Genomic DNA, 22,653 nt, shown 5'->3' with positions numbered 1-22,653 from the left:
TTCGCGCATCCCGGAATGACGAGAAGAGAAAGAGGGCGAACAATGCCAACCATCCTCGGCACCGGTGAGCACCGCTATCGCGTGGTGGAGAACTTCGCAAAACTCCCCGACGGCTGGAGCCTGACGGATGTCGCCTCCGTCGCGGTCGACAGCAAGGACCGTGTCTATGTCTTCAACCGCGGCGAACATCCGATGGTGGTGCTCGACCGCGAGGGAAACTTCATCCGGAGCTGGGGCGAAGGCCTGTTCGCGCGCGCCCACGGCCTGCATATCGATGCCGACGACAATCTCTATTGCACCGACGACGGCGACCACACCGTGCGGAAATGTTCTGTTGACGGCAAGGTGCTGCTGACGATCGGCATCCCGAACAAGCCGGCGCCGTTCATGAGCGGCGAGCCGTTCCATCGCTGCACCCATACCGCGCTGTCGCCGAAGGGCGAGATCTACGTCTCCGACGGCTACGGCAATGCCTGCGTTCACAAATACACACCGGATGGAAAGTTGATCAAGACCTGGGGCGAGCCCGGCACCGATCCCGGCCAATTCAACATCGTGCACAACATCGCGACCGACGCCGACGGCTGGGTCTACGTCGCCGACCGCGAGAACCACCGCGTCCAGGTGTTCGACGGCAACGGCAGATACGAGACGCAGTGGAACAATCTGCACCGGCCCTGCGCGCTGTGCTGCTGCTCCGGCGGCAAGCAGCCGAACTTCGTGATCGGCGAGCTCGGCCCCGGCATGGCGGTCAACCGCAAGGTGCCCAATCTCGGCCCGCGGCTGTCGATCGTGGATCACACCGGCAAGCGCATCGCCCGGCTCGGCGGCGAGCACGGTCCCGGCGTCGAGATCGGAAAGTTCCTGGCGCCGCACGGCATCGCGCTGGACTCGCGCGGCGACATCTATGTCGGCGAAGTCGGCGTCACCGACTGGAAGACCAGCTTTCCGGACACCGAGATGCCGGCCGCGGTGCGCGTGACGCGGTGCTTGCAGAAGCTGGAGCGGGTGACGGTGTAGCGCCCGCCCCCGGTTTTTCCCCGTCATGCTGAGGAGCGCGGAACGCACGTCTCGAAGGATCGACGGCCCCGCTGCCGCAGCGCGGCCGTGCATCCTTCGAGACTCGCAAGAGCTCGCAGCTCAGGATGACGGGTCGAAGAACGCTCCCGCGACGATCAAATCTCGCCGATCACCTCACGGCGGCGCTGCTCGGATTCTTCTGCATAGCGCCGCATCGCGTGCGCTTCGGTGAGCAGGCCGATCGGCCGCCGGTCGCCGTCGTCCTCGACCACCGCGAGCGATTCCGCTTCGGCGGCGTCGAACACCGCGATCGCCTCCTGCACGTTCATGCCGGGATGCAGCACCACGTCGGCGTAGCGCAGGATGGCGGCAAGTCCCTTGCCGGCCTCGAGGTCGGGCGCGTGCGCCTCCGCGACCAGGGCGAGCCCGGCATAGCGTCCCTCGCCGTCGACCGCGACGACCTGGGTCTTCGAGCCGGGCGGGAATTCCTCGCGAAACGCCTCGATCGGCATCGCGGCGTTCACCGTCGTCATGTCCTGCCGCATCATCTTGCCGACCGTGAGATCGCGGATCCAGCCGATATCGGCGGCGCTGCGGATGGTCTCGCCGCGCAGATGCAGCCGCCAGGTCGCGAACGAATAGCCGAACAGCTCGCGCGTGATGGTGGTCGAGATGATGACCGCGACCAGCACCGCGGTGGTGAGCCAGAGATTGCCGGTGGATTCCAGCGCGATGAACGACATCGTCAGTGGACCGCCGATCACCGAGGCCGACAGCGCGCTCATGCCGATCACGGCATAGGCGTTGGGATCGAGGTTGAGCCCCGGCCACACGATGTCGACGCCGGCCGCGAACAGCCGGCCGCCGAGCGCGCCCATGAACAGCGTGGCGAAGAACAATCCGCCGCGGAAGCCCGAACCGAGCGACACGATCGAAGCGACCGCCTTCAGCGCGAACACGCCGGCAATGAAGGTGAGCGGCATCGCCACGATGCCGGCGAAGCGCAGCGCGCCGTGGCCCGATGACATCACCTGCGGCGTCAGCAGCGCCATTGCGCCGACCGCAAGCCCGCCCAGCGCCGGCCGCAGCGGCGGCCAGAGCCGGGTCTTGGCGAGCAGCGTCTCGCACAGCGCCACCCCGCGCATGATCGCAATCCCCGTCAGGGCCGCAACCACGCCGAGCAGCGCGGCGATCGCAAGATCCCGTCCGAGCACGTCGCCGACGGTTCCGACGCCGACGCCGAGCGGCAGCGGCTCGAAGGCATGGGCGACGAAATAGCCGGCCACCGCCGCCACACCGACCGGGGTCAGGCTCGCCGGCGTATAGCCGCCGATCACAAGTTCGAAAGCGTAGAACGCGCCCGCCAGCGGCGCGCTGAAGGCCCCCGCGATCGCCGCAGCCGCGCCGCAGCCGACCATGATTCGCTGGTCGTTGCGGCGGAGATGAAAGCCGCGGCCCAACGAGGCGGCCAGGCCGCTCGAAAGCTGGGTGTAGCCGGCCTCAAGCCCGACCGAGCCACCGACGCCGCTCGACCAGACGGTCTGCAGCGCCACGATCACGCTGCCGCGGAACGACATTCGGCCGCCATAAAGCGCGTTGGCCTCGATCGGGTCGATTTCCCGGGCTGGCCGGACCCTGAGCAGCAGCAGGAACGCGATTCCGAGCACCAGTCCGCCAACCGTGGGGACCACAAGCGCGCGCACGGGATCGATGCTGGGCTGGCTCGACAGCCGATCGCCCAGCGGCAGATTGAACAGCACCGAATGCAGCACCGTGACGAGGCCGCTCATGACCGCCACCACGAGACCGCCGATGGCGCCGATCAGCAGCGCCAGCACCACGAGGCTCGTCTCGTGCGCACGCACGAATGCGCGCAACCGGCGCGGCGCCTCGAGATAGCTTGTGGTCGTGGTCATCGGCAGGGTCCGTCACTGGCCGACAGGGCCTTGCGGCTCCCTTTACGGGCCTCGCGGGCGGGAGGCAATCGGGACAGGAACATGGCAGGGCATGGCGGATAAGCCGCTCATTGCTCTTCACAATCCCGTCACGCTGCCTGTAGTATGTGAGTGCATGCTGCTTCGCAGCTAATGGGAGATCAGGAGCGTTATTTGAACGCACATGTCTCGCAAGGCGGTTGGCCGGTGCTGGTCTTGAATGCGGACTTCCGGCCGCTGAGTTATTACCCGCTGTCGCTCTGGTCCTGGCAGGACGCGATCAAGGCGGTGTTCCTCGATCGTGTCAACATCGTCGAATATTACGACCGGGCGGTACGAAGTCCTTCCTTCGAAATCCAGTTGCCGAGCGTCGTCTCCCTCAAATCCTTCGTCAAGCCAAGCACCCACCCCGCCTTTACCCGGTTCAACGTTTTCCTTCGCGACCGATTCAGCTGCCAATATTGCCTGTCGGGCGACGACCTCACCTTCGATCACATCATTCCGCGCAGCAAGGGTGGCCAGACCACCTGGGAGAACGTCGTCGCCGCCTGCTCGCCGTGCAATCTACGCAAGGGCAATCTGACGCCGCAGCAGGCCAAGATGTTTCCGAAGCAGACGCCCTACGCCCCGACGGTGCATCAGCTCCACCGCAACGGCCGGCTGTTCCCGCCGAACTATCTGCACGAGAGCTGGCTCGATTATCTCTACTGGGATACTGAGCTCGATCCGTAGTGCGCGCTGTGCGGCTGGTCATCAGCCTGGCAGTGCAGAACACCAAGTCCGGCGCATTCACGATCCGCGCGATCGAAGATCGTGTTCCGGCGCGGTGATCGGCTGCTTTGTCTACTATGCGGCCCCGGAGCGGACCGCGCATGTTCTCAACATCCTGTCGCTTCCGGGCCAGGAGGTCGGCGTGCTCTGTGCGATGTTCCGCCACCTCGAGCGCACCGGCCACAAAAATATCGAAAACAACCCCATGCACAGTAGGGGTTGGGGCCACTCGTCATCCACCCACATCAGGTAGATGCCCATCCACATACCGACCCCCTGCTGCCTGATCGCATTTGCGTGAACATCGGCAATGCTCGAAGCAATATTATTGCAGCCTAATAGTTTGTATCCTATCTAATTTGCATGCCTCCTTCGCAGTCCCATATCCACGCCGAGATCGGCCGCCTGATCGCCAGGCTTGGGCGGATCTGGCGGCGCGAGTCGGATCAGGCGCTGTCCGATCACGGCCTGTCCTACGCGACGGCGATTCCGCTGCTGGTGCTGTCGCGGCAGGGCGAGAACGTCCGCCAGGGCGTGCTCGCCGACGAGCTGGGGATCGAGGGGCCTTCGCTGGTGCGGCTGATCGATCTGCTGCAGTCCGAAGGCCTGGTCGAGCGTCGCGAGGATCCGACCGATCGGCGCGCCAAGACGCTGCATCTCACCGCCGCCGGCGAAGCCAAGGTCGAGGAGACCAACCGGGTGCTGCGCCGCGTGCGGGCCAGCCTGCTGAAGGATATCGGCAGCGAGGACCTTACGGTAACCTTCGAGACGATGCAGCGCATCGAGGCGCGGGCGAGCCGCCTGCAAGACGCCAAGAGCGCCGCAGCCAAGACTGCTCTAGCCAAGACCGCTGCAGAGGCGAATTAGTCATGCGCGCGGAAGAGCCGTTCCTGGTCCGCCACGCGGACCTCATCTTCGCGTTGAAGACGTTCGCCGCGTCGATGCTGGCGCTTGTCATCGCATTGGCGATCGATCTGCCGCGGCCCTATTGGGCGATGGCGACGGTCTATATTACGTCGCAGCCGCTGGCCGGCGCGACCAGCTCGAAGGCGTTCTTCCGCGTGATCGGCACCCTGGCCGGTGCGAGCATGACGGTCGCCCTGGTGCCGAACCTGATCAATGCACCGGAGCTGCTGTGCCTCGCGATCGCGCTCTGGGTCGGACTGTGCCTTTATCTGTCGCTGCTCGACGGCACGCCGCGCAGCTATGTCTTCATGCTGGGCGGATATACCGTCGCATTGATCGGCTTTCCGTCGGTCGCCGACCCGGGCAGCATCTTCGATGTCGCGCTGGCGCGGGTCGAGGAGATCTCGCTCGGCATCATCTGTGCAAGCCTGGTGTCGACCGTGGTGTTCCCGCGCAGCGTTGCGCCGGCGGTCGGCGGTCGCGTCAGGAGCTGGCTGTCGGATGCGCGGCGCCTCTCCCGCGACGTGCTGCTTGATCAAGGGACCAGCGAGACGCGCCGGGCCCAACGCCTTCGCCTTGCGACCGACATCGTCGAGATCGATACGCTGGCGACCCATGTCGCCTATGACCGGCTGGCCGATGCCGGCACCGCGCGCGGCCTCGGCGAGGTCCGGCTGCGCATGCTGATGTTGTTGCCGATCATCACGTCGATCGAAGACCGGCTCGCCGCGCTCGGCGAAGCGGCGCTGCAAAGGCAGCCGGAGCTGCGGCGCCTGATCAGCGATCTCGCCACATGGATCGTGGACGAGGATCGCCAGCGGCAATCCGGCAACGAGATCCGCGCTGCGATCGCCGAGCGGCAATCTAGCCTCGACAGCCTTGCGCCGCGGGAGCGCATCATCACGATCAGCCTGCTGCTCCGGCTCCGCGAGCTCGTCGACATCTCGGCCGACTGCCGCGCAATCGGCGATGCGATTGCCGCGGGCCAGGATATCTCCACCGTCCCGCTGGCGTTCCACCCGGAATCGGGCGCCGCGCCGGTCCGGCATCGCGACCACGGCATAGCGCTGTGGTCCGCCGCGGGGGCGGCGGTCGCGGTCCTGATCTGCTGCGGCCTGTGGATTGCGACCGGCTGGCCGGATGGCGCCTCGGCGCCGATGATGGCGGCGGTCGCCTGCTCCTTCTTCGCCGCGCAGGACGAGCCGGCGCGCAGCATCCGGGCCTTCGGCCTGTTTTCGCTGGTCGCGATCGTCGTCGTTGCGATCTATCAGTTCGCGGTGGTGCCGGGCATCACCCATGTCGAGGTCCTGATCGCCGCGCTGGCGCCGACCTTCCTTCTCTACGGCTTCCTGATCGCACGGCCGAAAACCGCGCCGATCGGCTCGGCGCTCGCGGTCAACACCGCAACGCTGCTCGCGCTGCAATCGACCTACAGCGCGGATTTTGCCAGTTTTGCCAACAGCTCCGTCGCCTTCTTCCTCGGTATCGTGATTGCCGAGATCGTGACGCGGATCGCGCGCGGCGTCGGCGCCGAGTGGATCGCCAAGCGGCTGATGATTTCGAGCTGGCAGACCCTCGCGGTCGCCGCCGAGCGGCGCGGCCACGGCGATCGTGCGCAGTTTGCCGGCCTGATGCTGCATCGGCTCGGACTGCTGGTGCAGCGCATCGCCTTCATCTCCGAAAGCGACCGCCGCGATGCCGACAGCCTGGTCCAGCTGCGCATCGGGCTCAACATCATCGACCTCAGGCGGGCTCGCTACGGCCTCGCCGCATCGACCGTGCGTGCCATCGACGACATGCTGGACGACCTCGCGGCGGCGTTTCGCGCCCATGCGGACGAGGCCATGCCGGCCGAGCTGCTGTCCTGCATCGATACGGCGCTGACCTCGGTCGTCACGGATCCCAATGAGCGCGCGCGGGACGATGCATTGCTCGGCCTCGTCGGCATCCGCCGCGGCCTGTTTCCCGATGCGCCTGCGTATCGATCGCAGCCCGAGGAGAGTTTTGCTGCATGAGATATGAGCTCGACATCTACGGTGTCCTGGTCCCGGCACTGCTGCTGTGGCTGATCGTGGCCTATGCGCTGAGCGCCGGGATCAGCCGGATCATGCAGCGCTTTGGGCTCTACCGGCTGGTCTGGCATCGCGCGCTGTTCAATTTCGCCCTGTACGTATGCCTGCTGGGCATCGTCGTCTATCTTTCGGAGTTTCTGCCATGAAAGGGAATTTCGCCTGGCTCGGCCGGGTTGCACTGACCGCGATCGCGCTCGTCGCTGCGCTCGCCGTCGCTCACGCGCTCTGGGTCTACTATATGGAGTCGCCATGGACCCGCGACGGCAGGGTCCGCGCCGACGTGGTTCAGGTCGCTCCCGACGTGTCCGGCTTCGTCACCGACGTGTTGGTCAAGGACAATCAGCAAGTGCATCGCGGCGACATCCTGTTCCGGATCGATCGCGCACGCTTTGCCTTGGCGTTGCAGCAGGCGGATGCCGCGGTCGCCGGCCATCGCGCGACGCTGGATCAAGCCGACGCCGACCTCAAGCGCTACAGCGCGCTGACCACCGATGCGGTGTCGCAGCAGAAGCAGGAGCAGGTGCTGGCCACGCAGCTCCAGGCCAAGGCGGCCTATGACCAGGCGGTCGCCGATCGCGCGGTCGCGCAGCTCAACCTGGATCGCAGCGAGGTGCACGCGTCGGTGAACGGCACCATCACCAACATGGAGCTGCGGCCTGGCGCCTATGTCACCGCGGGCAAGGGCGTGATGGCGCTGGTCGACAGCGATACGCTGCATGTGGAAGGCTATTTCGAGGAGACCAAGCTCGCGCGCATCCACGTCGGCGACAAGGCCCAGATACGGCTGATGGGCGAACCGGTCCGGCTCACCGGCCATGTCGAGAGCATTGCGGCCGGCATCGAGGATCGCGACCGCGGGCAAGGCGCGAGCCTGCTCGCAAACGTCAATCCGACCTTCAGCTGGGTTCGGCTCGCACAGCGCGTCCCGGTGCGCATCGCGCTCGATCACCTGCCGGATCGCATCGCACTGGTCGCCGGCCGTTCGGCCACGGTCGAGATCATGGACTAGCCGGCCGGACCGGACGCGCTGGCGGCGGCGTCAAGCCGACCCGGCCGCGGTCTACGTCGACCATTCGCGCTATTGCACGCCGTAGCGGGTGAAGTCGTCGCTGATGCTGCCCTGGATCGCCTTGGCCGCCGAGATGTCGACATTGCCGCCGGCCTTGTCGCCCTGCTTCAGCTTCGCCAGCCCGCGTCCATAGAGTGCGCTTGCCAGCTTCGGATCGATGCGTAGCGCGGAGCTATAGTCGTCGATGGCTGCGCGGAGCTCGCCGGTCTTCAGATGGATCAGGCCACGCGAGTCGTAGGTCGCGGCATTGGCCGACCCCGATTGCAGCGCCTTGTTGCAGTCTTGCATTGCATCCTGCAAGGCACCGACGATGGCGCGGCTCCAGCAGCGTCCGTTCCAGACGCCGTCCAGGTTCGGCTCTAGGCGAATGGCCTGATCGTAGTCCTGCCCAGCGCGGGCATATTCATTTTTCTTCAGGTAGGCACCGGCTCGGTTGGCAAAGGCTTCGCCGTAGTTCGGGTTGAGCCTGATGGCCTGATCGAACGCGTCGGTCGCGCGATCGTATTCGCGCTTCCTGAAGTAAGCCACGCCGCGGTTGTTGAACGGCTTGGCGTAGGTTGGATTGAGCTCGATGGATCGATCGAAATCCCGGATGGCGCGGTCATAGTCTTCCTTGGCGGCGTAGGCGTTGCCGCGGTTGTTGTAGGCGATCGCAAGGCCGGCCGGCGTCATGTCCTGCCCCGCATCGATCAGCGCCGTGCATCCGTCAATGCGCGCGTCGAGGGGCGCATGGTCTCGGCCGCTGCACAGTTCGACGTTCCGCAGATAGCTGTCCTTTTGCTTAGGCTTCTGCGCGACCGCCGGCCACGCAAAGAGCGTAACGACAAGCGATATCAGGCCGGCAATTGCGCCCGCGTTTGCACGAAATTTCATGTCGGCCCTTGCTTGCTCGAAAAGGCCCACGCCTGGCCTAGCATCCTCGACAGATGTTTGGATTGAACTTGTGGGGGATGTTTTGCTCAGGTTGCTGCGTCGTTCGTATCCCAGTCTTTCTGACCTTGCTCTTGCCCTCTTCCACGAGCGTCGCGAACCTGACCGTTCCATCGTCGGATATTTCGATGCGCGGCGTGGTGCCTCGAATTCCCATCGTTGCGGCGGGCGTGTCGATCTTCATGTCACCGGTCTTCGCGATATTGCCGGCGACGAAGGTGAACGTTCCATTGGCCAGCTTGAACAAGGTCGAGTTCGACTTGCCGTTCGGGTCGTACACAAATTCGGTCATCGCCATCTTGGCGTTGCTCGACAGATTGAACGAGGTGCCATCGGTGAAGTTGATCCCCACCCGACCATCGGCTCCGGTCTGCACCACATCGCCCAAATAGACGGGGTCGCCAACCTGCGTCTGAGGCGGTTTGTCGGGCAGCCCTGCTTGAACGACGACTGCACCCGCGTGCTCGATCGTGACCGAACCGGTGGCCGCCACGACTCTCCCGATGAACTTCAACGGAGAATTCTGGACCGCGGGCTGCGCCGGCTCGGTTTGCGCCTGCACCTGGCCGGGCGCGAGGGTTGCGAGCGCCAGGACGAAGCCTGCAAGCAATTGAACAAGCAAATGGATGCGCACGATCCCCTCCTTTGAGAAGATTTCGTCGTGTCGCAGCGCGATGGTAGCCGGACCGTCGGGCCGAGACCGCAGGACCTGGAGTGCCAATTGAGTTGCCGCAGACAGGTCTAAGTACCTGACGCGGTTAGACTAAAAATTAACAAGTAGACAATTTGCTTGGTAATTATACTATTAATTATGCGGGGCTGCACGCGCGATAAAGGACAGCTGTTCTGCCATTTTCGTAAGGCTCCACTGGAATTCGATTTTCACGACCGAATTTAGTTTTAATCAGGACGTTTCGGCGGGCAAGCCTATGGCTGCTGACGCGAGGATCTTTCACCTCGCGGCGAGCCAAACCAAAAAACTACGGCAACCACGTTCCGTCTGAATTGCTTAGCAGGCGAAAAGCCAATGTCAGTTGCGTCCGGCGTCGAGTTCGGGGGCGTGTGCGTGGCCGCTTTGGGCCAGCCGCCCCGATTGATCGGCAATATTGAGACGGCGATTGGCTGCGGCACTATCAGGCGTGCAAGCGGCATCGCGGTTCGCGGCGCGATTGGCGACCCCGTTCGCGAGGGTGAAGTCATCGAGGTCGCAGCCGGCGGGCGGATCGAGATACGCTTGATCGATGGCGGGGTGCTCGACCTGCCAGGCGGCACCTGCCTCGAGCTAAATGGGTGCGCGCAGGACCCTAGCGACATCGCGCAACCGGGCCTGCTCGCGAAGACCAGGGGCATCTTCCGTTCCATTGGCAGTTGGCTGGCAAGGTCGGACACTCTGACAGCGGCCCCGTCGGTGGGCAACATTCGGGCGGGCGGTTTCGGCACGCTGTCGCTCACCGCGCTGACCTTCTCGCTGCTGAACGACGCCCGGGCTGCGGAGCCGAACGTCACGTTCCTGGACGACGACAGCATCACCTACAAGGACCTCCACCACGGCGTGTTTGAGCTCGTGACCAAGGAGGCGATTCCCCGGCACATCGTCGTCGACGATCCCGGAGTGACAATCATCTTGAGCGCCAAGGGGTCGTCGGTCGGGGTGAACCAGGTCACGAATAGCCCGGCCCATATGGAGGAACTGCGGGAGGCCCAACAGGAGGCGCTTGCCAATTTCGAGAAGGGAGCAGGATCAAAAGGGTCCGGCATGCCCGCTTCCGAAGGGTCGCCGTTGCTGCAACCGATCAATTTTCAACCTGGCGCGCCGCCGCTGACGCAAGATCCGCTCGCGCCCGTGCCGGAGGTTATCTTCGCCACCATTCAGACCTTCAAGCCACCGCCGGTGCCGCCGAGCCTGAACCTCGGAGCAGGGCTCGCAGAAATCGACACGGCGAAATTTGACGACTTCAATGCGGCGAGCGGGACCTTTTCCGCGAGCAGCAAGAACGGTGCAGTGACATTCGGCATCGGCGGAGGAACTGCCGGCAACGTGGTGCTGGGCCAGCTGACGTACAACGTGTCGAGCACCGGACAGTTTGGCACGCTCTACCTCAACAGCGAGACGGGAAACTACACGTTCGTTCCGAACAATGCCGCGATCAACGCGCTGAAGGTCAACTCGAGCCAAGATTTCGTTATCACCGTATCGGACGGCACGCTCTCGACGAGTGAGAGTTTCAACATCACCATTGTTGGTGTCGATGATGCCTCCATCATCTCCGGCGCCAAGGCTGGCGCGGTTGTGGGGGCAGTCGGCGTCAGCGGTGCCTCGCCCGGTCTGCTCGTCGCAAGCGGCACGCTCACCGACACCGATGTCGACGACCCCGCCAACACCTTCACCGCGGTGAACGTGCCGACGACAAGTGCGGGCGGCCATGGCACATTCACACTAACGACGGCCGGCGTGTGGACCTATACGCTCAACAACGCCGACAGCTCCGTGCAAGCCCTCCATGTCGGCGACACGCTGACCGACAGCTTCACGGTGACCACGATTGGCGGAACCCCGCAGGTGGTGACGATCACCATCCACGGCCCGCTGATCGAGGCCAGACCGGCGCCATCGCTGACGCTGAGCGAGACCCATCTGACAGCGACGGCGCTGGACGACAACATCGCCGGCTCGGCACCGGACGCCGCGTTGACTACGACCTCTGGCGAGTTCTCGGCGGCATTCGTTACCGAAGCGGGTCTGGCGGTCAGCTACGCGCTGACGATCACCGGCGGCAACGGTGCAGCGTCGGGGCTGATCGATTCGCACACCGGCCTCTCCGACGTGCTGGTTCTGAACGGTAACACCATCGAAGGCCATGTCGGCACAGCAAGCGGCACGCTCGCATTCACCATCACGGTCGATCCGGCCACCGGACGCGTAACCTTCGTCGAACACCGAGCGGTGGAACAACCGCTTGGCACCAGCCCGGACAGCGGCGAAGCGATCGCGCTGGGGGCGGGCATTGTAAACCTGATCGCGACGGTGACGAACAGCGACGGCCAGTACCAGGATGTAAGCATCGATCTCGGCAAGCAGCTGACGATCACCGACGATGGGCCGAGCATCAAGGCGAACGCAACCGCCCCGTCGCTGACGCTGAGCGAAACGCATCTGACGGCAACGGCGCTGGACGACCACATCGCGGGCTCGGCGCCGTGCGCGGCGTTGACGACGATTTCGGCCGATTTCTCGACGGCATTCACTTCGGTTCAAGGCGCCGATGGCGCGACGACCCACTATGCGTTGGCGATCAACGGCGGTAACGGCACAGCGTCGGGCCTGATCGACTCGCACACGGGCTGCGCCGACGTGCTGGTTCAGCACGGCAACACCGTTGAAGGCCATGTCGGCACGGCAAGCGGGGAGCTGGCATTCACCATCGCGCTTGATCCGGCCACGGGGAGCGTCACTTTCACCGAGTATCGCGCGGTGACGCATCCGCCCTGCACCAGCGCCGACGAAGCCGTGTCGCTGACCGCCGGCATCGTGAACCTGGTTGCCACCATCACAGACAAGGATGGCGATACCCAGAGCGCGAGCATCGACCTCGGCAAGCAATTGACGATCACGGACGATCACCCGACCATTTGCGGCTTCCCGGAGACCTTCGTCGCCGCTCAGGACAATCAGACCGCAACCGGCACGTACCATGTCGATTTCGGCGCGGATGGCGACGCCGCGATGCTCGTTGCCGTCCACAATGGTGCAGTCGGCTGCACGGGATACGATCTGGCCACCTCATGCCTGGGTGACGGCATCACCTCGGTGCACGTCACCGGACATGGCGATGACTACAGCTTCTATTATACGACCCATGAAGTGGGCGGCGGTGTCGAGCTCGACGCGTACCTCAGGGATTGCGGTGGTACGCTGGCCGATCCGTACTTCAAGTTGCTGATCGATCCGGATGGAACCTTTTGCTTTGATCTTGAGCACGCCGGACCGTCGAGGGACGTCACCGTTACCGGCTCCGATTTCGACGCCCCCGCCTGCGGCACGCCGTCATTGACCGCTCCGGACGGACAACTGGTGATTACCGGGTCCGACTGCGCCGGCCATCCGCTCGACGTCAGGGCGTCGGAGTGCGGTATCGCGGTGGGCGACAGCGGACTGCAAATGGACCCCACCGAGCAGTTGAATCTCGCGTTCTCCGGGAAGCAGTCGCAGGTCAGTTTCGATCTCACGCAATGGCAGGCTTACGGCACCGCCGGCGTGATCCTCAAGGTTCTTGACGGCAGCGCCGACGTTCACGACTTCTGCATCGATGTTCCCAAGCCGCTGTGCGGCAGTGCCAGCTTCGTGGTCCAGGAGACATCGGATGCTTCGTTGATCGACAGCTACACTTTTGATGCCACGACGACGACATACACGCTGTACGTTGACAAGGCTTTCAATCAAGTCCAGGTCGACTACGATCGGCCGGAGGCGGGGCACCCCACCTTCGCGGTCAACCACATCAACTATACTGAAAAGACGAGTATCAACACGGATCTCCTGTTCAATGTAACTGCGGTCGACGGAGATGGCGACTCGGCTACGACCAATCTTCAGGTCGATATTCAGTGCCACACGGCGGGGATGGACGCCTTCACATTCGCGCCCAGCCCGGACAATGCTGCTGTACCATCGGTCAGCAGCAGCACCAGCGCTCCGGCGCCCGACGTCAGCGCTACGTCAACGAGCAGCCACGAAGACGCAGCATGGTCGCAGGCGGTGGTGCCATTCGCAGGCGGCGGAACGTCCGGAACAACCGGGCAGTCCTTTCAATTCGCGGAGCAGCTTCCGAGCCTCGAGCAGCAAGGAGCTTCGGCCCCTCCACAATTCGATCAAACCGCCACGTGGTTCGGTCACCACCAGGATTCTGCTGGCTTTAGCCTGGCACAAGGGGCCGCAGATGGACCGCCCGCGACCGGGCCGGCGATCCCGGAGCACCAGCCCGATTATTTCTCAGTCCACATGCCGGACGCCGTCGTGACCAACACACCTCACGATCTGATCGTCTAGCTATCCCCTGCGCTCCGGTCCGGCAGCTGGCCCGCGCCATTTTTCGACGCGGGCCAGGATCATTTCTCGGGTCAGTGCCAGCCTTCGCCGGCCTTCAGCGCCGCCGAGAGGCTGCGCACCGGGCGCGTCACCAGCGGATCGAGATCGAAGCGCTTCTCGAGCAGCCGGAGGATCGACGTGGTGTCGAAGTCCTCATGCGCGACGCCCGACTTGTTGAAACGCTTGGCGATCAGCAGCGCCGGAACGCGGGTGCCCGGGCCCCACTGGTCCGCAGCACGGGCCTCGGCACCGCGGCGGTTGTGCGGCGGGGGCGGAACGTGGTCCCACTGTCCGCCGAATTCGTCATAGGTGATGACGATCAGCGTATCCTTGCCGTCCGGCCCTTCGACGATCGCCTTGACGAGATCGACGAGATGCTGGCTGCCTTCGGATTCGCTGGTGTAGCCCGGATGCTCGTTCTCCTCGCCGATCGGCTTGATGAAGCTCACCTGCTTCAGCCGGCCGTTCTTGGCCGCCTGGATGAACTCTGCCTCGTCCTTCAGGTGATCCCTGCGGGCCTGCGTTCCCGGCGCGTAGCTGGCGAAGTAGTTGAGCGCCTGATGGTGGAACTGGAAGTCCACATCCGGGCAGTTCGGGAACACCGCGGTGGAGAGGTGGTTCGGATCGGTGCAGGTCGTGCCGTTGCCGTTGGTCCAGCCGGACGCGCCGACATCGCCATTGGCGTTCGACCAGCCGCCCGAATACCAGGCCCAGTCAATGTGCTTGGCCGACAGCCGATCGCCGATGTTCGGCGTGTGGAGCGGCGGCAGGCGCTTGATGTCCGGAGTGCCCGGCGAATAAGGCTGATAGGTCGGCTGCGTCGTGTTGACCGCGTAGTCGCCGCAGGCGAGGCCAGCCGGCAGGCCGGCCTGGTTGCACTTCGCCGTCAGCTGCGCATCCTTCACGGTCGAGACCGGCGTATAGAGCGGCGTGCTGGTCGGCATGCCGTTGGCGTCGACGATCGAGTGAAAGTCATTGGCGCTGCCGTCGTTCAAGGCGCCGACGAACTGCGGCGCCGCCGCCGCGACCAGGAACTGGTGGTTGAGGAACGAACCGCCGAAGGCACCCTGGAAGAAGCTGTCGGCGATCACATAGTTCGGCGCACCGTGGCCGTGGAGATAGGTGTAGATCGGCAGCTTCTTGGTGTCGTAATAGCCCATCACCAGACCTGCGGCATCGCTGCCGGTCACGTAGCGGTTCTGCCGGCCGTCGTTGAGCTGGTACTGCTCGCTGTAGAATCGATGCACGATGTCCTCGGTGCAGCCGCCGGGCGCGCCGGTGCCGTTGAGGAAGCCGTGCGCCGCAAAAGACCCGAGCGGCTTCGGGCAGGTGGTCGCCGAGGTCGGGATGAAGTCGTTGATCTCGAACGGCTTGTTCTTGAAGGCGCTCAGGATCGCGACCGAGCCCGTATTGTCGGTGCAGGTCGTCGGCTGCGGCGACGGAGAGGTCAGGTTGACGTCAGTCTGCAACAGACAGGCATAGACGGTCTGGTTGTCCTGCCGGACCTGCAGCGTATGGGCCTGATCGGCGTCGGAGGTCCCATTGACCCGGTCACGGCCGACATCGCCCCAGTGTCCATAGAGGTTATCGAAGCTGTGGTTCTCCTGGTAGATGACGACGATGTGCTTGTACTGATGCACACCTTCATGGCCGCGCTCGCGCAGGTCACGCAGCTCGTCCCTGACCTCGTGCTTGAACTCATCAACGATCTTTTCGACCAAATTCTCGGCGTTTGCCACCGGTGAGACGGCAACGGCGCCAGCAACAACTGCGAGCGCCGGAATGGCTCCCCAAAGCCGCATAGTGCTCTCCTGATTCAGAAAGAAATAGAAATGGAGTTACACGCTATGCAAAACACATTTCGCCGGGATGACCGTTTTTCGACGCGCGCACAAACGCGTGAAAAGATGCACCCGCCGATAAATCTTCGTTTTGTCAAACGCAGATCGGCGGGCGCTTCATTGATCGATCGTCATCAAACCGCAATCAACGGTCGTCTATCCAAATAGATGGTCATTGATCCTGCCGACAGGAAACCGTCACCACCTCCGTGACATCTTCCGAGATACGGCAGCGCAAATGCATTGTGAAAGGGGACGTTTTCTCGCAATGGTTTGGCAAATTCTGGCGTCCGGTTCGGGGAAATGTCGTGCGGCATCGGCCGACCGTGGCGTTCGAAGCGCACGGGTCGCGTTGCTGGCAGTCGTCGTTGCGCTTCTCCCATCGCGCGCGATGGCATTCCCGCTCGGCGGCGACCAGACCGTGCTGCCGGCCGGCACTGAACTTTCCGAGGACGCGCTGGCGCGGCCGCGCGAAATCTTTCATTCGGAAGCGATGGGCGGGCGCAAGTCCTATCTGGTCAATCTCGGCGATCTCGCGTTCAATTCGCCTTCCATCCTGGGCGGCAAGGCCCGCCAGGCCGAGATGAGCTGCGGCACCTGCCACGTCAACGGCGCGTCGAACCCGAAATTGTTCGTTCCGGGCGCATCCTCCCGCCCCGGCACCTTCGACACGACCAGTCTTGTCTTCAACGCGAAGACGTTCAACAGCATCCTCGATCCGGTCAGGATCCCGAGCCTGCGGGGCGCCCGCTTCCTCGCCCCCTACGGACATGACGGGCGCATCACCTCGCTGCGCGACTTCGTCTATAATGTCATCGTCAATGAGTTTTCCGGACCGCGGCCGCGCGAAGAGGTTCTCGACGGCCTTGTGGCCTATATCAACGATATCGATTTCCTCCCCAATCCGAAGATTGCGCCGGGCGGCAGGCTTGCCGCGCAGGCAAGCCTCGCTGAGCGTCGTGGCGAGGCTTTGTTCTTCAAACCGTTCCCGAAGCAGGCCGAGCTGAGCTGCGCCGGCTGTCATATTCCGGCCGGAGCCTTCAACGACCAGCTGCGTCACGACGTCGGGTCGGGCGGGCTGGTCAAGACCCCCACTTTACTCAACGCCAATTTCAGTGCGCCTTACTTCCACGACGGCCGCTATGACAGCTACGAGCAGGTCGTCGATCATTTCGATCGCGTGTTCGACCTCGAATTGTCGACCCAGGACACACAGGACCTCGTGGCCTATCTGAATGCGGTCGGTGACGGCGAACGCCCCTTCGACAAGGACGGCGTCGTGCTCCGGATGAAGGAAGTGCTCGAGCTCTCGAGCGTGCTCGAGGTCGCGATCCCGGCCGCCGACACCGCAGTGGTGTCGCTGGCCGTGACCGGCGTCGGCGCCGAGCTGCGCGAATTGACCGAGCACATCCCCGACATCAGGAACACCTCGGTCGGCGGCAGGGACGAGCGGCTCGCCGCGCGTGCGATCCTGAAGGATCTCGTTCTGACCTTGCGCCGTATCGACCTCGAGGTCGGCGCCGGCCGGATCGACGAAGCGATGGCGGAATACCGCAAATTTGCCCAGCTGGTGAATTTCGACGTTCCGGTCGCGCTGAAGAAGGCCGAGCCCTGGTCCCTCTTCAACAGCAACGTGCATCAGTCGCACTACACGGCGCTCGGCCGGATACTGCCGGTGACAAGCCAGCAGCCGCAGTAGCTGCACGCGCTCACTGCGAGGCCGGCGGCGCGACCCATACATCGCTCTGCTGGATCCGGCGGATCAGCGCTTGCGGGTCGAACTTGCGCAGACCTGCGGGAATTTCGAAGGTTTGCGCCGGCTGCGGCTCGTCGCGGATGTGATCGGCGACGATCACGGTCCCATCCGCGGTCTTGATCTGCACTGGAAATCCGCGCGCGCGGTCGATCCAGCCAACAAAGCTCAAACCCGACGGTGCCGTGATTCGATAGACGTCGGTGTTGCGCTCCGCGATCACGTCCTCTCCATCGCGCTGGCAATGCCATGTCGCGAGATCGACCGGCGCGGAAAGCTGCGCCATCGCCAGCCATTGCCGGCAGGGATCGTCCGGATCGACCGGGACGAACAGCTGGGTGAGCGGGCTCGATTGCATGGCCTTCATATAGACGTGTGCGGCCGGACGGACGAAATAGGCAGCGGGCTTGGCCGTATCGAGCAGAAAGAAGCCGTCGGGCAGCGCGGTTGCATCAATCCGCACTTTTCCGCCCGAGACCCGCAGCGTTCCCATCGTGGTTGCCGTATCGACCTTCCGCGCGAGCAGGTCGGCGGAAAACCGCTGCGCCGCGGCCGGCATCGATACGTTGGCCAGGATGGCCATTGCGAACAGGCAAGCCATGGCGCTCCTGCTTCCCTTCGTCATCTCATTGGTCGTGCACATCGTCTCGTCGCGCTTCATCGCATTCCCCGGTCGATCGACTGGCAGGCAGGCAGAACATGACAGCGCCGACCAAACCAATGGTTCGATCGGCGCCGGCCTCGGATGGACTCAAGACCCCGTCCTGGACGAGAGCTCGATCACTCGGTGTAGGACAACGTGACCGGCTTGCTGAAGTCGAACGCGTCGAACAAGTCGGACAGTGCCGGGCTGTTGGTCGGAACGTACTCGTTGTTCTTCGAGTAGGTCGGGTTCGGCAGGTTGTCGCGGCTGCGGTTCGTGAGCGGCTGGAGGGCCCAGTTGCGCTCAATGAACTTCAGCAGCGAAACGTGGTCGGCGTAGCTGTGGTTGACCTTGCCGCCCGTCGAATAGGGCGAGAGGATCAGGGTCGGAATACGCGGTCCGTCACCGAAGAAGTCGATCGACTGCGTGTAGCCGGAGTCCCAGTAGCCGCCGGCTTCGTCCCAGGTGATGAAGACCGCGGTGTCCGCCTTCAGCTCCGGATTGTTGTCCAGCGCGTTGAGCACGTTCAGGACATAGGCCTCGAACAGATCGACCTTCGAGCTCTGCGGATGACCGTCGAGCAGGCCGTCCGGCTTGCCGAACGACACCGCGGGCAACGTGTTGTCCTGGATCGCCGTGATCAGATCCGCCGTGTCCTTCATGTGAGCCTGACGCACGGCCGGGTTGGCCATGATCGAGGTCGCATACTGGAACGGATTGCAGATCTGGCAGTAGGCAACACCGAGCGCGTGCGCCGGATCGGCGACCGCAGCGGCGCTGAGGTTGGGGTTCGAGGGGTTGGCGGCAACCGCGGCGTTGGAAAGCGCCACGGCGTCGTTGAACGCACCACCATAGAACGCCCAGGTGATGTTCTTCTCGATCAGAGCGTCACCGATCGTGCGAACCGACGACGGCGGGACGTTGTTGCCGCCGGACAGCGCGCCGTTCGGGAGATAGCCCGGATTGACGTTGTTGAGCATGTAATAGTGGTTCGGCTTGCAGTTCGGCTCCGCCGCGTACGGCAGATTGTTGAGGTAGGTGACGATCGGCTTCACGCCGGGCTGGAACACGTCCGAGCAGTTGCTCCAATTGCCGTCGACCGTGTAGCGGTTGACCGAGCCCGCGACCGGGTTCGGGTTGGCGATCAGGTTGGCCGGCGGCGTCACCGGATTGCCCTTGCCGTCGCTCCAGAAGGCCGCATCGCCGGTGCCGATCATGAAGTGGTTCGCACCGGTGCCGCCGTGGAACGACTGGTGGAAGTTGTCGCTCAGCGTGAAGCGGTCGGCGAGCATCTTCAGGATCGGGGCCTGACCTTGCTGGGCATTGTAGAATCCCATCGAGTTGGCCATGCTCTTGTTGGACGCCGAATAGGTCGCCATCACGAACGGGAACAGGTCGTTCAGGCAGCCCGAATTGTTCTTCTTGGTGGCGTTGGCGGCGCTGCAATCTTCCTGCTGCCAGTCCTGATAGAAGCGATGGGTCGAGTCGCCGGTGTAGTCGTCGTCGCTGATCTGCTCGCCCTGCAGCGAGAACGGTCCGTTGAGACCGCCCGCACCGGGAACGCGGGTATCAAGCACACCGGTCGGCAGGCCGCTGAAGCCGGTGGTCAGGATGTCGAGATCGACCGGGTCCATGTCCTTTTCGACGCTGGCTTCGGCGATCGTCTTGAACGGGGGCGAAGTGTCGCTCTGCGCGGTCGGCGTACCGTTGGTGTTCGGCTGCGGCATCACGTTGGTCGCGTTGTAGGGCGACTTCGCGATCGCCGGCGCGCCGATGTAGAAGGACGGCTGGCCCGCGACCGAGTATTGCTGCGCCAGCGCAAAGTTCGGTCCCGGCGTTCCATCTTCGTTGACGATGCCCTTCGACAACAGGTTGGAGATGGTCTGCCCCTTGCCCTTCGGCTTGTACACACCGAAGGTGTGATCGAGGCCGCGGTTCTCACCGATCAGGATGATGACGTGCTTGATCGGCGAAGCGGTCTTGCCCTTGCCGCCGAGATCCTTGTCGTCATGATCGTGGTCATGCTTGACGCGATCGGCTTCCTGATGCGCCTGGTGATTGTGATGCGGACGCTTGTCCCAATCACTGTGCCCGCCCGGATAGTGAGCCGCATATGCGGCTGTTGCGACGAGCACCGTTGACGCGATGCAGAGCGCGGTGCTGGTTCGCCAGTACTTTTTGTAGTTCAAACTCATTGTCGACCTCAGGGTGTTTGCGGTTAGCAACACACCCTGCTTAGTGCGACAATATGACGCATGGTTTTCGCTTGCGTGAAAGCGCGCGAGAAATTTCGAAACGTTCGAATGTCTTCTGTTGAGACATCTGCTGCTTCACGCCGCATCTCCGCGATTCGCGTTCTGCAACTGAAGATCGAAGGTAGATGAAGCGCTCCACGCAGCGACGCAGATCGCAAATGCCCCCACAATTCAGCTCAATCAATGCGAGACGTGCCTGGAGCGCATCACCTCGCGAAGCGCGGCGTAATGCTGATCATGCACATCTTGATTGAACAACGACCACGGCTCGGCACTCGCCAGCAACGCAGGCACCGCAGCCGCCATCAGATTGCGATAATTCCTGAACTCGGCTGCGGCATCCGCGTTGCGCCCCGCGGCGACGGCCATCTCGACTCGCCGCAGCGTGAGCACGAGTTCCTTTAGTCCGCTGCGCGCAAGCACGCGCTGCTGCTCGCCGCCGGACACGCTGGTGTTCTTGCGGTCGGGATATTGTTCGGTCAACTCGCGCAGCTCGCGGCCGATCGTATCGACTGCGAGCGCGACGATGTCCTTGTCGCCGGCGGGAATCGCGGTCGCGAGCACCGTCGAGAAATCGTTGATCTCCTTCAACGTTGCACCGGCACCGTCGCGTTCATAAGGCTGCACGCCGTCGCCGACGGCCGTGAGATAAGCGACGAGGTCGCCCTTGTCCTGCGCCGAGAGGTCGAGCTGAAAGGTCCGGTCGAAATAATCGACGACCTGGTTGAAATTGTCGAAGCGCCCATCGTGGAAATATGGCGCGTTGAAGTCGGCGTTGCGCAGGGTCGGCGTCTTGAACAGGCCGCCCGAGCCGACATCATGCTGCTGGTGATCGACAAAGCCGGACGACGGCACGTGGCACGCCGCGCAGCTCAGCGCGGGATCGTGCGGGAACGGCTTCGCGAACAGCGCTTCGCCGCGGCGCTCCGCGTCGGTGATCTTGCCGGCCAGCCGCCCGGCGGGACCAAGGCTCGGATTGGGCAGGAAATCGATGTCGTGAAGATAGGCCACGATCGCATCGAGCGTGGCCGGCGACGGCTCGGGACCTGCGAACTCGCTGGTGATGACGTTATGGACGAAGTCACGCAGGGAGGCGAACCGGCCATCGGCGCCGTAGGGTGCAAGATAGCGGGCGCCGCGCAGGCTCGGAATCCGCACCGGATCGAACGACAGGTTATTGGCCTTCGGATTGAACAGCCCCCCCGTGGTGTCGAACGTGCCGGGCCGGCTCGACATCTTCGGCATGAAGAATTTGGCGTTGTTCGCACCATTGACGTGGCAAGTGCCGCAGCTCACGCCGGCCTGCCGCGCCACCTCGCCGAGCAGCCCCGGCGAATTGAAGGCGAGATCGCCGAGATTCACCAGATACGACTTGGCTCCGGTGCGCTCGGACTGGAACACCTCGCGCGGCTTGTCGAGCGCATCCTCGTTCAACTCGGTCGCAACCGGCAGCACGGTCTTGTCGCCATCGACCGGAAACGCCGCCGCGCGCCCGAGCAGCGCAAGGGCGATGACCGCGGAGAGCAGCGGAGCCGGACGCAGGTGAAGCGATCTCATCGCGCCTGCGCCTCCAGCGTCGGGCGCTGCAGCCCGAGCTTTGCCGAGGCGCTCTGCAACGCGACGACCAGTTCCTCGCTGGTCTGGCGCAGATCGGCGATATTGACATGCGGCAGGTCGGGCGTGGCGACGATCGCCTCGAGCTGCTCGATCCGGTTCGTCACCATCTCGTCGAGCTTGCCGTCGACCGTGTTGAGCGCGGCAGAGAAAATCGTGTGATAGGCGAAGTCGATGCCGGCAATGTTGTTGCGCATATCGTCCAGCGAGGTGCCGCTGATGCGCGACTCGCCGCCATCGGCTTTGCTCTCGCCGACTTCGTAAGCGAGCCGCACGGTGCCATCCAGCAGGCCCTGCGGCGTCAGCTTGATATCCTTGAGCTTGCCGTGAAGATCGTTCAGGTGCTCGACAAGGCCAGTCGCATCGGTAGCGACGTCGGTACTACCCGCTCCGAACAGTTTCGCCTCGATAGCGTGAAACCCGCTGTCCGCGTTCGGCCAGGCGTCGATCTGCGCATCGAGCTCTGGGACGAAGCCTGCGGTGAACACCTCCGAGCGCTCCCAGCCGGCGCGCGCCGACAGCCAGGCCTTCCGTGCACCGGGCAGATCCGCCGCAGCGGCGCGCTCGCGCAACGCACGTGCACCTTCCAGCGCGCTGGCAACGCCCTCGATCAGATACGGCCGATAGCGTTCGGCGCCGTCCTCGAGAGCGCCCGCGTTCGCGGCGCGCACGCCTGCCGACGCTGCCAGCAAAGCAAGGCACGCCGCCACTCGCATCTTGTGCATAGCCAACCCACTCGTCTGCCGCAAAGGGCTCGCG

16 protein-coding genes are annotated in these 22,653 nt (G+C 63.9%); 8 read left to right on the top strand and 8 right to left on the bottom strand.

Going from position 1 to position 22,653, the window contains the following annotated elements:
- The first annotated feature begins 42 nt into the window (after positions 1–42).
- Positions 43–1,020 (top strand): peptidyl-alpha-hydroxyglycine alpha-amidating lyase family protein, encoded by a 978-nt coding sequence (locus ACVW1C_RS24025; protein WP_456760523.1) that lies wholly within the window; start codon positions 43–45, stop codon positions 1,018–1,020.
- A gap of 155 nt (positions 1,021–1,175) precedes the next feature.
- Here the strand turns inward: ACVW1C_RS24025 and ACVW1C_RS24020 are convergent, their stop codons facing one another.
- Complete coding sequence (locus tag ACVW1C_RS24020; RefSeq protein ID WP_456760522.1) at positions 1,176–2,936, bottom strand: chloride channel protein; 1,761 nt, start codon at positions 2,934–2,936, stop codon at positions 1,176–1,178.
- A 192-nt stretch (positions 2,937–3,128) separates the two neighbouring features.
- On the opposite strand from ACVW1C_RS24020, the gene ACVW1C_RS24015 reads away from it, so the two are divergent.
- From ACVW1C_RS24015 to ACVW1C_RS23995, 5 genes are all read left to right on the top strand, one after another.
- A complete protein-coding gene (locus ACVW1C_RS24015; RefSeq protein WP_456760521.1) occupies positions 3,129–3,686 on the top strand; it encodes an HNH endonuclease in 558 nt (185 codons plus the stop codon).
- A gap of 402 nt (positions 3,687–4,088) precedes the next feature.
- Complete coding sequence (locus tag ACVW1C_RS24010) at positions 4,089–4,592, top strand: MarR family winged helix-turn-helix transcriptional regulator (protein ID WP_456760520.1); 504 nt, start codon at positions 4,089–4,091, stop codon at positions 4,590–4,592.
- A gap of 2 nt (positions 4,593–4,594) precedes the next feature.
- Entirely contained in the window at positions 4,595–6,646 is a 2,052-nt protein-coding gene (locus ACVW1C_RS24005; RefSeq protein WP_456760519.1) for an FUSC family protein, read from the top strand.
- On the top strand, positions 6,643–6,849 hold the full coding sequence (locus ACVW1C_RS24000) for a DUF1656 domain-containing protein (protein ID WP_207833444.1): 207 nt from the start codon (positions 6,643–6,645) through the stop codon (positions 6,847–6,849). Before ACVW1C_RS24005 ends, ACVW1C_RS24000 begins: the two co-directional genes overlap by 4 nt.
- Positions 6,846–7,712 (top strand): efflux RND transporter periplasmic adaptor subunit, encoded by an 867-nt coding sequence (locus tag ACVW1C_RS23995; protein ID WP_456760518.1) that lies wholly within the window; start codon positions 6,846–6,848, stop codon positions 7,710–7,712. Before ACVW1C_RS24000 ends, ACVW1C_RS23995 begins: the two co-directional genes overlap by 4 nt.
- Before the next feature lie 69 nt (positions 7,713–7,781).
- Here the strand turns inward: ACVW1C_RS23995 and ACVW1C_RS23990 are convergent, their stop codons facing one another.
- A complete protein-coding gene (locus ACVW1C_RS23990; protein ID WP_456760517.1) occupies positions 7,782–8,645 on the bottom strand; it encodes a tetratricopeptide repeat protein in 864 nt (287 codons plus the stop codon).
- Between the two features lie 37 nt (positions 8,646–8,682).
- Positions 8,683–9,336 carry a FecR family protein gene (locus ACVW1C_RS23985; protein ID WP_456760516.1) on the bottom strand — a complete coding sequence of 218 codons (654 nt, stop codon included), beginning with the start codon at positions 9,334–9,336 and terminating at the stop codon, positions 8,683–8,685.
- A 393-nt stretch (positions 9,337–9,729) separates the two neighbouring features.
- On the opposite strand from ACVW1C_RS23985, the gene ACVW1C_RS23980 reads away from it, so the two are divergent.
- Positions 9,730–13,749, top strand: a complete 4,020-nt coding sequence (locus ACVW1C_RS23980; protein WP_456760515.1) for a DUF5801 repeats-in-toxin domain-containing protein — start codon at positions 9,730–9,732, stop codon at positions 13,747–13,749.
- 71 nt (positions 13,750–13,820) lie between these two features.
- Here the strand turns inward: ACVW1C_RS23980 and ACVW1C_RS23975 are convergent, their stop codons facing one another.
- On the bottom strand, positions 13,821–15,590 hold the full coding sequence (locus ACVW1C_RS23975) for an alkaline phosphatase family protein (protein ID WP_456760514.1): 1,770 nt from the start codon (positions 15,588–15,590) through the stop codon (positions 13,821–13,823).
- A 430-nt stretch (positions 15,591–16,020) separates the two neighbouring features.
- Here ACVW1C_RS23975 and ACVW1C_RS23970 point away from each other — a divergent pair, with 430 nt between their 5' ends.
- Positions 16,021–17,328, top strand: coding sequence for a cytochrome c peroxidase (locus ACVW1C_RS23970; RefSeq protein ID WP_456760513.1), 1,308 nt, complete (start codon positions 16,021–16,023; stop codon positions 17,326–17,328).
- 10 nt (positions 17,329–17,338) lie between these two features.
- Here the strand turns inward: ACVW1C_RS23970 and ACVW1C_RS23965 are convergent, their stop codons facing one another.
- From ACVW1C_RS23965 to ACVW1C_RS23950, 4 genes are all read right to left on the bottom strand, one after another.
- A complete protein-coding gene (locus ACVW1C_RS23965) occupies positions 17,339–18,043 on the bottom strand; it encodes a hypothetical protein (RefSeq protein WP_456760512.1) in 705 nt (234 codons plus the stop codon).
- Positions 18,044–18,162: 119 nt separating this feature from the next.
- Entirely contained in the window at positions 18,163–20,220 is a 2,058-nt protein-coding gene (locus tag ACVW1C_RS23960; protein WP_456760511.1) for an alkaline phosphatase family protein, read from the bottom strand.
- A gap of 240 nt (positions 20,221–20,460) precedes the next feature.
- Positions 20,461–21,837: a cytochrome c peroxidase gene (locus ACVW1C_RS23955; protein ID WP_456760510.1), complete on the bottom strand. Its 1,377-nt coding sequence runs from the start codon at positions 21,835–21,837 to the stop codon at positions 20,461–20,463.
- The gene (locus tag ACVW1C_RS23950; protein ID WP_176533846.1) at positions 21,834–22,619 is read right to left on the bottom strand and encodes an EfeM/EfeO family lipoprotein; all 786 of its coding nucleotides are present in this window, start codon (positions 22,617–22,619) and stop codon (positions 21,834–21,836) included. The genes ACVW1C_RS23955 and ACVW1C_RS23950 overlap by 4 nt, the downstream gene beginning before the upstream one ends.
- Between the last annotated feature and the right edge of the window lie 34 nt (positions 22,620–22,653).

This window comes from Bradyrhizobium sp. USDA 4011 (genome assembly GCF_054063415.1).
This window is presented reverse-complemented; position numbering and strand designations above follow the sequence as displayed.

Coding starts and splice junctions, on each gene's coding strand:
- ACVW1C_RS24025 (WP_456760523.1), top strand. CDS start 43: ATGCCAACCATCCTCGGCACCGGTGAGCACCGCTATCGCGTGGTGGAG.
- ACVW1C_RS24020 (WP_456760522.1), bottom strand. CDS start 2,936: ATGACCACGACCACAAGCTATCTCGAGGCGCCGCGCCGGTTGCGCGCA.
- ACVW1C_RS24010 (WP_456760520.1), top strand. CDS start 4,089: ATGCCTCCTTCGCAGTCCCATATCCACGCCGAGATCGGCCGCCTGATC.
- ACVW1C_RS24005 (WP_456760519.1), top strand. CDS start 4,595: ATGCGCGCGGAAGAGCCGTTCCTGGTCCGCCACGCGGACCTCATCTTC.
- ACVW1C_RS24000 (WP_207833444.1), top strand. CDS start 6,643: ATGAGATATGAGCTCGACATCTACGGTGTCCTGGTCCCGGCACTGCTG.
- ACVW1C_RS23995 (WP_456760518.1), top strand. CDS start 6,846: ATGAAAGGGAATTTCGCCTGGCTCGGCCGGGTTGCACTGACCGCGATC.
- ACVW1C_RS23990 (WP_456760517.1), bottom strand. CDS start 8,645: ATGAAATTTCGTGCAAACGCGGGCGCAATTGCCGGCCTGATATCGCTT.
- ACVW1C_RS23980 (WP_456760515.1), top strand. CDS start 9,730: ATGTCAGTTGCGTCCGGCGTCGAGTTCGGGGGCGTGTGCGTGGCCGCT.
- ACVW1C_RS23975 (WP_456760514.1), bottom strand. CDS start 15,590: ATGCGGCTTTGGGGAGCCATTCCGGCGCTCGCAGTTGTTGCTGGCGCC.
- ACVW1C_RS23970 (WP_456760513.1), top strand. CDS start 16,021: ATGGCATTCCCGCTCGGCGGCGACCAGACCGTGCTGCCGGCCGGCACT.
- ACVW1C_RS23965 (WP_456760512.1), bottom strand. CDS start 18,043: ATGAAGCGCGACGAGACGATGTGCACGACCAATGAGATGACGAAGGGA.
- ACVW1C_RS23960 (WP_456760511.1), bottom strand. CDS start 20,220: ATGAGTTTGAACTACAAAAAGTACTGGCGAACCAGCACCGCGCTCTGC.
- ACVW1C_RS23955 (WP_456760510.1), bottom strand. CDS start 21,837: ATGAGATCGCTTCACCTGCGTCCGGCTCCGCTGCTCTCCGCGGTCATC.
- ACVW1C_RS23950 (WP_176533846.1), bottom strand. CDS start 22,619: ATGCACAAGATGCGAGTGGCGGCGTGCCTTGCTTTGCTGGCAGCGTCG.